Origin of the sequence: Paragemmobacter straminiformis, assembly GCF_014243445.1 — a bacterium.
GTDB classification, from domain to species: Bacteria; Pseudomonadota; Alphaproteobacteria; order Rhodobacterales; family Rhodobacteraceae; genus Paragemmobacter; species Paragemmobacter straminiformis.
Map to the genome: position 1 here is coordinate 62321 of NZ_JACLQD010000004.1, position 13631 is coordinate 75951.

Here is a 13631-nt window from a genome sequence, read left to right on the forward strand (position 1 = left end):
AGCATGTTACAGCCGCAAGAACCCGCTTCACAAGCCCATTCCGACGCAGGTGCTGCGCGGTTGCAGCCGTTGGACGCCTTTGCCGGATCGCTGGGGCAAAAGGTGTACCAGACGCTGCGCGAGGCGATCCTGTCGCTTGCCTACCGTCCCGGGGAAATCCTGCGCAAGCCCGAAATCTGCGAGGCGCTGGGCGTTTCGCGCAGCCCCGTCGCGGATGCCGTGGCGCGGCTGGCGGCGGAAGGGCTGGTCGATGTGGTGCCGCAGGCCGGGACGTTCGTGGCGCGCTTCTCGATGGAGGAGATCCGCGAGGGCGCTTTCCTGCGCGAGGCCATCGAATCGGCGGCGATCGAGCGGCTGGCTGAGGTGATCACCGACGACCAGCTTACGCAATTGCGCCGCAACATCACGGTGCAGGCGGCGCTGGTGGCCGATGGCGACATTCCGGGCTTTTACCAGATGGATGCCGCGATGCACGAGATGCTCTTGTCCTTTACCGGTTTCCGCAAGCTTGCGCAGGTGTCGGAAACCGCCTGGCTGCATGTGAACCGCGCGCGGCAGCTGATCCTGCCCGTGCCGGGACGGATCTCGGCCACGGTCGAAGAGCACCGCGCGATCCTAGCGGCGCTCGAAGCGCGCGACCCCGAGGCGGCGCGGCGGGCGGTGCGGTTGCACTTGCGCCAGTTGATCAGCTATCTGGAGCCGCTCGAGCGCGACCGGCCCGAACTTTTCGCGCCGAACTGACCTGCCCCGAAAGGCCCGATCCATGACCCTGCCGAACCGCCCGCGCTATGCCACGCGCCTGAACGCCTTCAAGCGCGGCAAGGAGGGGATCGCTGGGATGATCGCCCATGCGGGCGAGGTGGGCGGGCTGTCGGCGGCCGATCTGAACTTTCCCGACCATTTCGAAGCGCATTCCGCAGCGGAACTGTCCGATCTGCTGGCCGCGCAGGGCATGGCGCTGAACGGGCTGGCCATGCGCTATTACACCGAGGCGGGGTTCAAGCTGGGGGCCTTTACCCATCCTGACCGCGCCGTGCGGCGTGCGGCGATCGACGTGACCAAGCGCGGGATGGACGCGCTGGCGGCGATGGGCGGCACGGTGATGACGCTCTGGATGGGGCAGGACGGGTTCGACTACAGCTTTCAGGCCGATTACGCGCGGATGTGGGACGACACGCTCGAGGCGATGGCCGAGGTCTGCGACCATAACCCCGCGCTGGATGTGTCGGTGGAATACAAGCCCAACGAGCCGCGCGCCCATGCGTTGATGCCGGATATGGCGACGACGCTTCTGGCGCTGCGCGATCTGGGACGGAAGAATGCGGGGGTGACGCTCGATTTCGCCCATGTGCTTTATGCGGGCGAGATGCCGGCCAAGGCGGCGATGCTGGCGGCGCGCTATTCCCGCATTCTCGGGGTGCATCTGAACGACGGCTACGGCAAGCGCGATGACGGGCTGATGGCGGGCACGGTGCATCCGGTGCAGACGGTCGAGCTGTTCGTGGCTTTGGAGCGGATCGGCTATGACGGGGTGATCTATTTCGACACGTTCCCCGACCACGGCGGACTGGACCCGGTGCAGGAGGCGCGCGAGAATATCCGCCTGACCGAGCGGCTGCGCGCCATTGCCTCGGGTCTTGTGCATCATGTGGGGCTGGCCGAGGCGATGGCGCGGCAGGATGCCGCCGCCTCGACCCGCATCATCGCGGGCGCGCTTTACGGCGCGTGATCAGGGGGCGTTCCGCCCCCTCGGCGCGAGGCGCCTCACCCCCCGAGGATATTTGAGCGAATGTGAAAGCGGGGGGCGGGTTTCCCTTCCTCTTGCCTGAAATATCCTCGGGGGGTGAAGCCCCGACGGGGCGAGGGGGGCGGAAAGCCCCCCTTTTGCGCGGATCGGGGTTGCGCGGTCAGAGCCCGTAGAAGCTGCTTGCCGTGCCGCCGAAGATCAGGGCGCGGTCGACATCGGTCAGGTCGGCGGTGAGGGTTTGGGCCGCGGCGTGCCAGTCGGCATATTCGCCGCGCAGGCGGCAGACCGGCCAGTCCGAGCCCCACATCACCCGTTCCGGGCCGAAGGTGGCGAAGATGTGGTCGGTGTAGGGGCGGAGGTCTTCGACCGTCCAGCCCTCGTTCGCCTCGGTGATGAGGGCCGAGAATTTGACGCAGGCGGCGCTTTCGTCGGCGAGGCGCGAGATGCCCTCGGACCAGAAGCGCAGATGGTCGGCGGAAGCCTCGCGGATTTGCGGTTTCATGCAATGGTCGATGACGATCTGCAGGTCGGGGTAGCGGCTGAAGAGGGTGCGGAAATTGGCGAGGTGGCGGGGAAAGCCCAGTGCGTCGAAGCGCAGGCCAAGGTCGCAGAGCGCGCGGAAGGCCCATTGGATGTCGTCGCGCAGCATCCAGCCCTCGTCGGGGATATCCTGGATCATCGGGCGGACGCCCTTGAATTTCAGATGTTGCGACAGGCGTTTCAGCTGTGACAGGTCGGCGGGGTTTTCGAAGTCGATCCAGCCTACGACGCCCATGACCCAAGGTGTCGCATCGGCAATGCCCAGCATGTATTCGGTTTCCTGCACGGTCGGCGCCGCCTGCACGAGGACGGTGCCGTCGATCCCTGCCGCTGCCAGTTGCGGGCCGAGGTCTTGCGGCGCGTAGGGGCGCGACAGGATGGCGTTGTCCTTGGGCATCCAGCCGTAATCGCCACGGTCGGGGTGCCAGAAATGCTGGTGGGCGTCGATCTTCATGGGCTTACCGGAGCTGTTGCGGGAAGAAGGTTGCCGTCTTTCATCGCGGCCCAGAGGGCGGCGGGGACGGGGGCGGCGGCGGCTTTCAGGTTGCCTGCCATTTCGGCCACGGTCTGGCCGCCGGGGATGACCGAGACGACAGCGGGGTGTGCCGCGCAGAACTGGAAGGCCGCATCGACGAGTCGGGTGCCGTGGGCGGCGCAGAGGGTCTGGAGTTGGCCTGCCTTTTCCAACGCCCAAGGGGGCGCGTCCTCATAGCGGTATTTCGCGCCCGGTTTCGGCCCCGTGGCAAGGATGCCGGAATTGTAGGGCCCGCCGATCACCACCCCCACGCCGCGTTCGGCAGCGGGGTCCATGAAACCATCGAGCGCCTCGGTCCGCAGGAGGGAATATTCCCCTGCCAGAAGGAAGATGTCGAAATCGCCCCGCTCCATCAGCCATGCGCAGGGTTGCCATTCGTTCACGCCTGCCCCGAAGGCGCGAATCGTGCCTTCGTCGCGGAGCTTCAGGAGGGCGCGGTAGCTTCCGGCCATGAATTCGGCCAGACGCGCATCGAGGGCGGCTTGGCTGCCGTGGTTGAAGATGTCGAGGTCGTGGCCGTAGAGGATGTCGACGCGGTCGATCCCGAGCCGTTCGAGCGAGAATTCGAGCGAGCGCATGGTGGCGTCATAGCCGTAGTCATAGACCTCGTTCCGCGAGGGCACGTCGAACCATTTGCCGAAGCCGTCGCGCCTGTCGGGCGTGGTGGCGCGGAACAGGCGGCCGACCTTGGTCGAGATCACATATTCGTCGCGGGGCTTTCCGCGCAGGAAGCGGTTGAGGCGGGTTTCCGAAAGGCCGAGGCCATAGAGGGGCGCGGTGTCGAAATAGCGCACGCCCCCCTCCCACGCCGCTTGCAGCACGGCATGGGCATCGTCGTCCGAAATGGCGCGGAAGAGGTTGCCGATGGGGGCGGTGCCGAAGCCGAGGGTGGTAAAGGTCAGCCCGCCGTTGCCGAGCCTGTCCCAGTGTCTTTTTTGCATAAGCGCCCCCTGCCTTGTCGCTGACATGCTAGTATGAAGCCCCTTCCTGTCCAATATCTTTCCGACTAGCGTGGGGGCATCTTGGGAGGATGGTATGAGCAGGTTCGAGCGTGTTTTCGGGGCGGGCAGGAAGCCCGTGATCGCCATGGTGCATCTGGGCGCATTGCCCGGCACGCCGCTGCATGATGCGGCGCGCGGGGTCGAAGGGATCATCGCCGATGCGCGGGCGGACCTGATGGCCTTGCAGGCGGCAGGGGTCGATGCGGTGATGTTCGGGAACGAGAATGACCGCCCCTACGAGTTGAAGGTGGATACGGCCTCGACCGCCACGATGGCCTATGTGGTGGGCCGGCTGCGGGGCGAGATCACGGTGCCTTTCGGCGTCAACGTCCTGTGGGACCCGATGGCGAGCATCGCCTTGGCGGCGGCCACGGGGGCGGCTTTCCTGCGCGAGATTTTCACGGGCACTTACGCATCCGACATGGGCGTCTGGGCGCCGGATGCGGGGGCGGCGCAGCGCTATCAGCACCGGCTGGGCAATACCGGTTGCGCGCTGCTCTACAATGTCTCGGCCGAGTTTGCCGGAAGCCTTGATCCGCGCTCGCTGCCCGACAGGGCGCGGTCGGCGGTGTTTTCGTCGATCCCCGATGCGGTCCTGGTGTCGGGCGCGATCACGGGCGAGGCGGCAGAGATGCGCGACCTCGAGGCCGTGAAGCGGGTGCTGCCCAAGGTGCCGGTGCTGGCCAATACGGGCGTCAAACACGCCACGATTGCCGATGTGCTGCGGGTGGCGGATGGCTGCATCGTGGGGTCGGCGCTGAAGGTGGGCGGCGACACATGGGCGGCTGTCGATGCCGAGCGGGCAAAGGATTTCATGGACCGCGCGCGGGCGGCGCGGGGGTATTGAGCGGCGTGGGAAACGGGCAATTTTCTTTGAAGAAAATTGCAATTTCCTTGCAAGGCATTCGGGGAGGCGGGAATGGAGCTGCGTGATCTGATCCGCGAATACATGCTGGTGCCGGGTCTGGCGGGGCATGAGGACCGTATCCGCGCGCGGATCGCGGCGGACCTCGATGCGCTGGGCTTGGCGCACCGGACCGACCGGCTGGGCAACCTGTCGACGACGGTCGAGGGCGATCCGGCAGCACCTTCGGTGCTGGTCTTTACCCATATGGACCAGTTGGGGTTCATCGTGCGCAAGGTCGAGGCGTCGGGGCTGATCCGGCTTGAGCGGCTGGGCGGCGTGCCCGAGCGGGCGCTGGCATCGCAGTCGGTGCTGGTCTGCACGCGCAAGGGCGACATCAACGGCGTGATTGCCAACAAGAGCCATCATGCAACCACACCGGACGAGAAATACCGCGTGGTGCCCTATGCCGAGCTGTATGTCGATTGCGGCTTTGCATCGAAGGACGAGGCGCATGCGGCGGGGGTGCGGATCGGGGATGCGGTGGTGTACCGGCCCAATGTGATCGACCTTGCCAAGGGGCGGATGGCGGGAACCTCGATCGACGACCGCGCGGGCTGTGCGGCACTCATGGTGCTGGCGGAAGCCTTGGCGAAGCGCAAGGCCGGGCCGACGGTTCATCTGGTCTGGGCAGTGCAGGAGGAGTTCAACCTGCGCGGCGTGCTGCCTGCGGCGGCGGCGGCAAAGCCCGATATCGCGTTCCAGATTGACCTGCTGCTGGCCTGCGACACCCCCGATATGACAGGGCGGGGCGAAGTGACCCTTGGCGGCGGGCCGGGGATTTCGCTTTATTCCTTTCACGGGCGCGGCACGTTGAACGGGGTGATCCCGCATCCCGTGCTGGTCGCCTTGTTCGAGGATGTGGCCGAGGCCGAGGGGCTGGCGTTGCAACGGTCGGCCCATACCGGGGCGCTGACGGACCTGTCCTATATCCAGTTCATGGGCGAGGAGGGGGTGGCCTGCCTCGATGTGGGGTTCCCCATGCGCTACACCCATTCATCGCTGGAAGTGGTCGACCCTGCGGATGTGGCGGGGATGGTGGCATTGCTTGACGCCGCGATTGCGCGGATCGGGCCGGAGATGCGGTTGATCCGATGAGCTATACGCTGGGTGTCGATATCGGGACCTTCGAGACGAAGGGCGTTCTGGTGGATGCGGCGGGCGCCATCGTCGCCACGGCGACGCGGGCGCACAAGATGCTGGTGCCGCGACCGGGCTGGGCCGAGCATCGGGCCGAGGAGGATTGGTGGGGGGACTTCGTCTTTGTGACCAAGGCCTTGCTCGCACAGTCGGGCGTGGACCCCAAGGCGATTGCGGCCGTGGCGGCAAGCGCCATCGGCCCCTGCATGTTGCCCGTAGATGCGGGCGGCGCGCCCTTGATGAACGGGGTGCTTTACGGGGTCGATACGCGGGCCGCGGCCGAGATCGAGGAGTTGACCGCGCGGATCGGCGAGGACCGCATCATGCGGCTCTGCGGCAATGCGCTCACCTCGCAGTCGGTGGGGCCGAAGATCCTGTGGCTGCGGCGGACGCATCCCGACCTTTTCGAACGGACGGCGAAGATCCTTACCTCGACCAGCTATGTCACGTGGAAACTGACCGGCGAATATGTGATCGACCATTATACGGCTGCGAATTTCTCGCCGCTTTACGATGTGAACGCGCTGGCATGGACCGATGCGCTGGCGGGGGACATCGTTGAGCTTGGCCGTCTGCCGCGTCTGGCCTGGTCGACCGATATCGCGGGCAGCGTGACGGCGGCGGCGGCGGCCGAGACGGGGCTGGCGGCGGGCACGCCCGTGACGGTCGGCACCATCGACGCGGCGGCAGAGGCGGTATCGGTGGGCGTGCAAAGCCCCGGCGAGATGATGATGATGTATGGCTCGACCATCTTCATCATTCAGGTCACCTCGGACCCCGTGCGGGATGCGCGGCTGTGGTATGCACCGTGGCTGTTTCCGGGGATGCATGCCTCGATGGCGGGGCTGGCGACATCGGGCACGCTGACCCATTGGTTCCGCGACCAGCTGGCGCGCGACGCCGATTTCGCGGCGCTGGCGGCAGAGGCCGAGGCAAGCCCGAAGGGGGCGAAAGGGTTGATCTGCCTGCCCTATTTCAGCGGCGAGCGGACACCGATCCATGACCCCTTGGCCAAGGGGGCGTTCTTCGGCCTCAACCTCACGCATACGCGGGGCGACATGTTCCGCGCGGCGATCGAGGGGGTGGCGGCGGGGACGGCGCATGTGCTCGAGACCTATGCCGAGCTTGGCGCCTCGCCCGCCCGCGTGCTGGCCGTGGGGGGCGGGGTGAAGAACGCGGTCTGGATGCAGGCAACGTCGGACATTTCGGGGACGGGGCAGATCGTCTGTGAAAAGACGGTGGGGGCGAGTTATGGCGACGCCTTCCTTGCCGCCGTGGCGGTGGGCCATGCGATGGCGGAAGAGATCACCGAATGGAACCCCGTGGCGCGGGTGGTGACGCCGGAACAGGTGCCCGCCTATGCGCGGCAGTATCCGCTGTTCAAGCGGCTTTACGCCCAGACGCGCGATATCGCGCATGAGCTGGGGGCGGGCTGATGCGATATGAACGGATGCGCCCCGATCAGGTGCAGGCGGCGATTGCGGCGGGGGTGCCGGTGGTGCTGCCGCTTGGGGTGATGGAGCATCACGGCGGCCACCTGCCTGCGGGGGTGGACCTGCTGGCCGTGACCGAAATCGTGGAACGGCTGGGCGACGAGGTGGTGGTGCTGCCACCCTTTGCCTATGGCGCGGCAAGCCATGCCGTGGCGGGGCCCGAGCATGGCACGACGCTGCATGTCGATGCAGGCGCGCTGGTGCCGTTCTTCGAGGGGCTGTGCATGGCGCTGCTGCGGGCGGGGTTCCGCAACGTGCATGCGGTGATCCACCACCAGTCCGAAAACATCGGGCAGGGTATGCCCACCGACCTTGCCTTTCGTCTTGCCGCGCGGAATGTGATCTTCCGCTTTCTGGAAGAGACGCGGGGCGCGGGCTGGTGGGGCAAGCGCGAGATGCGGGACTATTACGCCGCGCACGAGGCGGGGACCGACCCGTTCAACTGGATCCGCCTGCATCCGCTGTTCCCGAAGACCGATGCCTTCCCCTTTGACCATGCGGGCGAGGGCGAGACGGCGCTGATGCTGGCGCTTGCGCCCGAGAGCGTGGCGATGGAGCGGGCGGGCGAGGGCGATCCCTGGTGGACCGAAACCGCGCCCCGTGCCACAGCCCGCACGGGCGAGGCGGGGGTGGCGCTGGCCCTTGCCCATCTGCGGCGGGTGCTCGGGCTTTCCGCGACCTGATATCTGCGCTTGTGCCCCCCGTCACCGGGGGCTTTGCGCCCCCGGACCCCCGCAGAGCATTTGGGCAAGGATGAAGGGGAGAAGATGCTTCCTGTCCGCTTTCCTCTTGCCTGAAATATCCTCGGGGGGAGCGGGCCGCTTGCGGCCCGTGGGGGGCAGACAGCCCCCCTTTCGCGCGGGGCCGGTCAGAGTTCCGGCAGGTTCACCACGCCCTTTTTCAGGATGAAGCAGCCATAGGGGCCGCTGTCGGCGGTGCGGATGATGGCGAAGGCGCGCTTTGCCTCGGCATAGAAGTCGAAGCGTTCGAGGGCGCGGATGGGAACGGGGCGGCCTTCGGCGCGGTCGACGGTGGCCTGCGTGCGGGCGAAGATCGGGACCTGGCCTTCGGGGTTTCCCACGACCTGCATGCGTGCGACGGGGGCGGGGACGAAGCTGTCAAGCGGCATGAGCGTAAGGATCGCCGCCGCCGCCGTGGGAATGTCGCAGCCCGCCATATCGACCAGCCGCCCGTAGGTGGTTTCGGCCGCGATGGTGGCGGCCGGGTGGTTCACGTCGCAGATCACCAGATCGTCGCCATGCCCCATGAGCATGAGGATATGGACGATCTCGGCGGAAAGCCTTTGGTCGATGCCCTTGAGCATTACTTCACCGCACCCGCGGCCATGCCCTTGATGATGTATCGTTCCAGCACCACGCCGATGACGATCAGCGGCAGGATGGCGGCAAAGGAAAGTGCGGCCATCGACCACCAGGAGATGCCCTGTGACCCTGTCTGGCTGGCGACCATCACCGGAAGGGTATTGGCATAGGTCGAGGTGAGCAGGGCCGCGAAGAAATACTCGTTCCATGTCAGCACGAGCGACAGGATGAAGGCCGCGACCATGCCCGGAAGGGCGATGGGCATGATGATGGTCAGGAACGCGCCCCAGATCGACAGGCCATCGACGAGGGCGGCTTCCTCGAGCTCGGTCGGGATGGAGCCGAACTGGTCGCGCATGATCCAGATGACGATGGGCAGCACCGAGAGCGTGTAGAGCAGGATCAGGCCGATCCGCGTGTCGAGCAGTGCCAGCTCCTTGTAAAGCACGAGGAAGGGCAGGGCGAGGACGACGGGCGGCAGGATCAGCTGGCTGAGGAAGAAGAAGGAGATGTCGGCGTTCTTCATCCACAGGAATTTGTAGGAAAACCGCGACAGGCCGTAGGCGGCAAGGCTGCCGATGGCCACGGCCAGCGCCGAGGAGGTGAGCGACACCACGGCCGAGTTCCAGAACCGCTTCATGAATTCGGCCCGCACGGTCGATTCCGCGCCGATGGTGTCGGGCGACAGGCCGAGCGATTTCCACCCGATCCACTTCGGGGTGAAATCGACCCAGGGGATCAGGTTCCCCTTCATCACGTTGGGGGCCATCTTGAAGCTTGTGGTGATGGTCCAATAGATCGGGAACAGGCAGATGATGGCCCAGACGACCAGCACCCCGTAGATGGCAATGCGGCTGGTCCACCATTTGGCGCGGTGGTTCAGGTCGGTCGAGGTGTCGCGGAAAATCTGGGTGGTCATGTCTGCGGCCTTGTCCAGCGTTCGGCGAGTTTCATCAGGATCGTCATGCCGATGATGATGACCACAAGATAGACCATCGCCAGAAGCGTGCCGTAGCCCACGTTCGATCGGTCGCGGTATTCACGGAAGATGAAGCTTGTGACGGTGTCGGTGGCCCCGCCCGGCCCGCCCGAGGTGACGGTGATCACGATGTCGGCCAGTTTCAGCTTGAAGATGATGCGGATCAGGATCGCGGTGATCGAGACGGGCAGCATCAGCGGGAAGGTGATTTCCCAGAAATTGCGCCAGCCGTTCGCGCCGTCGACCTTGGCGGCTTCGGACAACTCTTTGGGAATGGCCTGCAACCCGGCAAGGATCATGATCATCATGAAGGGGATGTAGGTCCAGGCATCCATCGCCATGATGGTGAACTTGGCGATGTCGGGCGTGCCGAAGAACGAGGGCGTGTCCCAGCCGAGGAAGCGGCCAAGGCGGGCGAGGGGGCCGTAGCGCGCCTCGAGCATCGATTTGCCGATCATCCACGACACGGCCACGGGCGAGAGCATCAGCGGCAGAAGGAAGGCCACGCGGAAGAACTTGCGCGCGCGGATTTCGGCGTTCAGCAGCAGCGCGAGGCCGAAGGCGATGGCATATTCCACAACGATGGCGGCGCAGTAGATCACCATGTTCCACATGGCGTTCCAGTAGAACGGGTCGGCCCACATCTGCCGCACGTTGTCGAGCCCGTTGAACTGCCGCCCGTCGGGGCTTGAGAGGTTCCAGCTGGAAAAGGCGATCAAGAGGCCGAAGAGCAGCGGAAAGACCGTAAGCGAGACGACGAACAGCGCCGCCGGAAGCACGAAGAGCGTGCGCTTGCCATGCTCGCCATGCAAAAGCACCTGCGCCCAGCACAGGCAGGTGGCCCAGAGGCAATAGGCGTAAAGCGTGGGCCGCCAGTTGACGAAGCCGAAATCGCCGTGCCCCGTGACCTGCAAGGTCTGAAGCGCCGCGATGACGGCCATGAGGGCCGCCGACCCCCAGATGATACCCCGCCCCAGCGCCTTGCGGCGGGGCGAGATGTTGTCGTTCGTGACGACGTGGAGGAGATCACCGTTGCTCATACTAGCATGTTAGTGGAGCGGATGGGGTTGTGGCAAGGGGGGAGGGAGGGGGGCGCCTTGGACAAAGCCGCGTAACGGGACGAAGTCGCCAGAAATGAAAGCGGTCCGCCGTTTCCGGCGGGCCTTTCAATAGGCGGGGGGTCCGTCACCACTTGCGCGGCGCTGCCGACCTGATCCCCGGCCTTTCGCCTTTGGGCGTAGCAAGCCCCTTGTTCTTATTCAAGGGTGTGTGTTTGTAACGGGTGACACGTGAAGGTTGTGGATTTCATCTCGGCAGAGCGTCTGGGCACGTTTGCTCCCAAGACCGACAGGCAGGACCGTGCGATAGCCCTGCACAACCAGACGCTTCAGATGGGCGCTTCGCTGATGTCCATGATCGCGCTGCTGGAACTTGCGCTGCGCAACGCAACCAACCAGCGATTGACCGAAGACTTCGGTGATCCGGACTGGCTTTTGCCCGGTCATTCTGCGGTCAGGTTGCTGCCATTCGAAATGAACGCTGTGCGGACGGCCATGACCCATGCCCGCAAGGCGGCCTATGCAAAGCTCAGCTACAAGGACAAATCGGCGCTGGATGCCAAGGCGTTTCCGAACGGTATTCCCGCCGGAACCGAGCATCTGGCGGTGGCGAAGGCGCGACAGGCGCTTTTTCCTGTCTCGCATGGCCAAATCATTGCGCAGACGACCTTTTCCTTTTGGAAGCGGCTCTATTCGCATGATTATGACGCCACGCTTTGGAAGACCTCGTTGAAGCGGGTCTTCCCGAACAAGTCGCTGCGGCGGTCGGATCTGACGCGTGCTTTGGAAACGATCTATGCGACGCGGAATCGGGTCGCGCATCATGAACCCGTCTACGGTGACCGCCTTGATGATGCGGTGGCGGCGCTCGATTACGTCCGGACTTGGACGGGGGCGAAAACCGAAACGGAGGACACAAGTTTCAAACGGTTCAGTTCGATCCAGTTTCTGCGTATGCAGATGGACTATCAAAGCCATCTTGCTACGTGGCAAACCCTGACCTGACGCAAAACAAACACCCGCCGCGGTCTCCCGCGGCGGGTGCTTTTGTTCTGGCCGTTGAGGCCGGTCTCAGAGGCCCAGCGAAGCCTTGTAGAGCTTGATCTGGTTGTCGCGGCCGATTTCGTCGGTGATCTTCTCCCATGCGGCGGCAATCGCGTCGGCGGTTTCCTGTGCCGATTTGTACTGGCCCGAGTAGCCCTTGGCCAGTTCGTCCTCGGCGACCGAGTAGTACTGGAAGATGCCGGGGATACGCGGTTCGACGGCGGCGTTGGGGTGGTTGTAGCTGTCGGCGTTCGACCCGAGGTAGTCCTCGATGAAGGCGCGGTCGTAGCCGGCGGCTTCCCATTCGTCATACTGGAAGTGCGAGTTCCGGTAGGGCTGGAAGCCCGAGGGATAGGCCGACATCCACAGCGACAGGTCCTTGCCACCCAGATGGGCTGCGGCGGACCATGCGGCCTTGCGCTTCTTCTCGTCGCCCGAGACGCGGTTGGTGACGTAGACGCCCCAGCCGAGGAAGGCCATGTTCGGCGCTTCGTTGTAGGTCTCTTCCCAGGCGGCGGTCTTGGAGTTGTAAACCTTGTCCGAGCCGGGGTTGATGCCGAAGCCCACCACATCGCCCACGACCGAGGTGTCCGAGGTGCGCGCGTTCGAGCCGATATCGCCCCACCACATCAGCATCGAACCGGTTCCGGCGAGGAATTGCGAGAAGCCGGTGGTGCCGGGGTCGGCGTTGATCTGGTCGGCGGGGTAGGCATTGGCCGCGATGAGGTCCATCACGTCCTGGATCGCCTGGACCCATGCCGGGTTGTTGACGCGCGGCTTCATGGTGTCGGGATCGAAGAGCCACGCCGGGTCGGACGGATGCTTGGCATAGGCCGCCGCACGGTTTTCGAGGAAGTAGAAGCCGAAGCCGCCCCAGCCCTTGAGCGGGTCGAGGTAGCCGACGGCGGGCTGGCCGGTCAGCGGGTCGGTCTGGCCGATCACGGCCTTGGAGACGGCATTGACCTCTTGCCAGGTCTTCGGAACGGTCGCGCCGCCGATGGCGCCTTCGCCGAAGTAGTCGGTGCGATAGGCGAAGGTGTGGCAGTCGCCGTCGATCGAGATGCGGTAGGTCTTGCCATCCCAGGTGCCGACGGGCGCCTTGAGGTAGCCCACGTAGTCGTCCATCTCGATCTGGGTCTTGACCCAGTCGGGCATCTCGTCGAGCAGGCCCTTGCTGGCGGTGTCACCTTCGAGCGGGGCGCCCATCGCGAGGATGTCGAAATCGACCGTGCCGGTGGCGATGCTTTGCTGCAGGCGCGGGTTGTAGTCGGCCTGCGCGAGGTCGATCCAGTTGATCTTGGCGCCGGTGTAGGTTTCCCAGCCCTTGAGCAGGCCGCGGAACAGGATGTTGTGCAGGCCGTTGTTGTTGATGCCGAAGAAGGTCAGCTCGACACCGGCGAATTCGCCCTCGGCCACGTTGGACTTGGTCGCGCCAAGGCACATCTCGCCGACTTTTTGCCAGTCGGCATCGGTGGGCGAGCCTGCGCCCACGCCCGGGATCTTGAGGATTTCGGCACGGACGTTGCCGTGGCTTTCGGCAAAGGCCGGACGGCCCATCGGCCCCATCGCGGTAACGGCGCCGAGGGCGGTGGCCCCCTGCAGCAGGCGGCGGCGGCTCATCTTCGAGCGCATCGCGTTGTAGAGTTCGACTTTCACGTGAACGTCCTCCCATTCGTGCCGGTTGCCCCCTTTGTGGGGTCGGCCTTTCCTAAGTTCTTTGTCAGGGATCGGCGCTGGCCCCGTCGGGTCATGTCAGCAGCAAAAGGGGCCTCCCAACCCCGCGCAGCGGCAATCCTTGGGGCGACAGTGGCAAGGCCTGCGCGACCTGTCAAGATTCTAACATGTTAGTATGATTAGTCCGTGGACAG

Annotated in this window: 13 protein-coding genes; 7 read left to right on the plus strand and 6 right to left on the minus strand. The window is 65.1% G+C overall.

The window, feature by feature from the left end:
- The first annotated feature begins 3 nt into the window (after window positions 1-3).
- Entirely contained in the window at window positions 4-741 is a 738-nt protein-coding gene (locus H7F16_RS13680) for a GntR family transcriptional regulator (RefSeq protein WP_185798189.1), read from the plus strand.
- A 22-nt stretch (window positions 742-763) separates the two neighbouring features.
- The gene (locus tag H7F16_RS13685; protein ID WP_185798190.1) at window positions 764-1729 is read left to right on the plus strand and encodes a sugar phosphate isomerase/epimerase family protein; all 966 of its coding nucleotides are present in this window, start codon (window positions 764-766) and stop codon (window positions 1727-1729) included.
- A 178-nt stretch (window positions 1730-1907) separates the two neighbouring features.
- Here H7F16_RS13685 and H7F16_RS13690 read toward each other — a convergent pair whose 3' ends face one another.
- Both H7F16_RS13690 and H7F16_RS13695 read right to left on the minus strand, forming a co-directional pair.
- Window positions 1908-2741, minus strand: a complete 834-nt coding sequence (locus H7F16_RS13690) for an amidohydrolase family protein (protein ID WP_185798191.1) — start codon at window positions 2739-2741, stop codon at window positions 1908-1910.
- Window positions 2738-3763 (minus strand): aldo/keto reductase, encoded by a 1026-nt coding sequence (locus H7F16_RS13695; RefSeq protein ID WP_185798192.1) that lies wholly within the window; start codon window positions 3761-3763, stop codon window positions 2738-2740. The genes H7F16_RS13690 and H7F16_RS13695 overlap by 4 nt, the downstream gene beginning before the upstream one ends.
- A gap of 94 nt (window positions 3764-3857) precedes the next feature.
- Here H7F16_RS13695 and H7F16_RS13700 point away from each other — a divergent pair, with 94 nt between their 5' ends.
- The 4 genes from H7F16_RS13700 to H7F16_RS13715 all read left to right on the plus strand — a co-directional run bounded on the left by H7F16_RS13700 (window position 3858) and on the right by H7F16_RS13715 (window position 8043).
- Window positions 3858-4670 (plus strand): BtpA family protein, encoded by an 813-nt coding sequence (locus H7F16_RS13700; protein ID WP_185798193.1) that lies wholly within the window; start codon window positions 3858-3860, stop codon window positions 4668-4670.
- Window positions 4671-4742: 72 nt separating this feature from the next.
- A complete protein-coding gene (locus H7F16_RS13705; protein WP_185798194.1) occupies window positions 4743-5825 on the plus strand; it encodes a M42 family metallopeptidase in 1083 nt (360 codons plus the stop codon).
- Entirely contained in the window at window positions 5822-7303 is a 1482-nt protein-coding gene (locus H7F16_RS13710; RefSeq protein WP_185798195.1) for an FGGY-family carbohydrate kinase, read from the plus strand. Before H7F16_RS13705 ends, H7F16_RS13710 begins: the two co-directional genes overlap by 4 nt.
- Entirely contained in the window at window positions 7303-8043 is a 741-nt protein-coding gene (locus H7F16_RS13715) for a creatininase family protein (RefSeq protein WP_185798196.1), read from the plus strand. The genes H7F16_RS13710 and H7F16_RS13715 overlap by 1 nt, the downstream gene beginning before the upstream one ends.
- Before the next feature lie 185 nt (window positions 8044-8228).
- Here the strand turns inward: H7F16_RS13715 and H7F16_RS13720 are convergent, their stop codons facing one another.
- From H7F16_RS13720 to H7F16_RS13730, 3 genes are read right to left on the minus strand one after another with little or no spacing between them, the layout of a single operon-like run.
- Window positions 8229-8684: an RbsD/FucU family protein gene (locus tag H7F16_RS13720; protein WP_185798197.1), complete on the minus strand. Its 456-nt coding sequence runs from the start codon at window positions 8682-8684 to the stop codon at window positions 8229-8231.
- Window positions 8684-9601, minus strand: a complete 918-nt coding sequence (locus H7F16_RS13725; protein ID WP_185798198.1) for a carbohydrate ABC transporter permease — start codon at window positions 9599-9601, stop codon at window positions 8684-8686. The genes H7F16_RS13720 and H7F16_RS13725 overlap by 1 nt, the downstream gene beginning before the upstream one ends.
- Window positions 9598-10701, minus strand: coding sequence for a carbohydrate ABC transporter permease (locus H7F16_RS13730; protein WP_185798199.1), 1104 nt, complete (start codon window positions 10699-10701; stop codon window positions 9598-9600). The genes H7F16_RS13725 and H7F16_RS13730 overlap by 4 nt, the downstream gene beginning before the upstream one ends.
- Before the next feature lie 372 nt (window positions 10702-11073).
- On the opposite strand from H7F16_RS13730, the gene H7F16_RS13735 reads away from it, so the two are divergent.
- Entirely contained in the window at window positions 11074-11724 is a 651-nt protein-coding gene (locus H7F16_RS13735) for a hypothetical protein (RefSeq protein WP_185798200.1), read from the plus strand.
- Between the two features lie 66 nt (window positions 11725-11790).
- On the opposite strand, the gene H7F16_RS13740 is transcribed toward H7F16_RS13735, so the two are convergent.
- Complete coding sequence (locus H7F16_RS13740; protein WP_185798201.1) at window positions 11791-13419, minus strand: extracellular solute-binding protein; 1629 nt, start codon at window positions 13417-13419, stop codon at window positions 11791-11793.
- Window positions 13420-13631 lie beyond the last annotated feature (212 nt).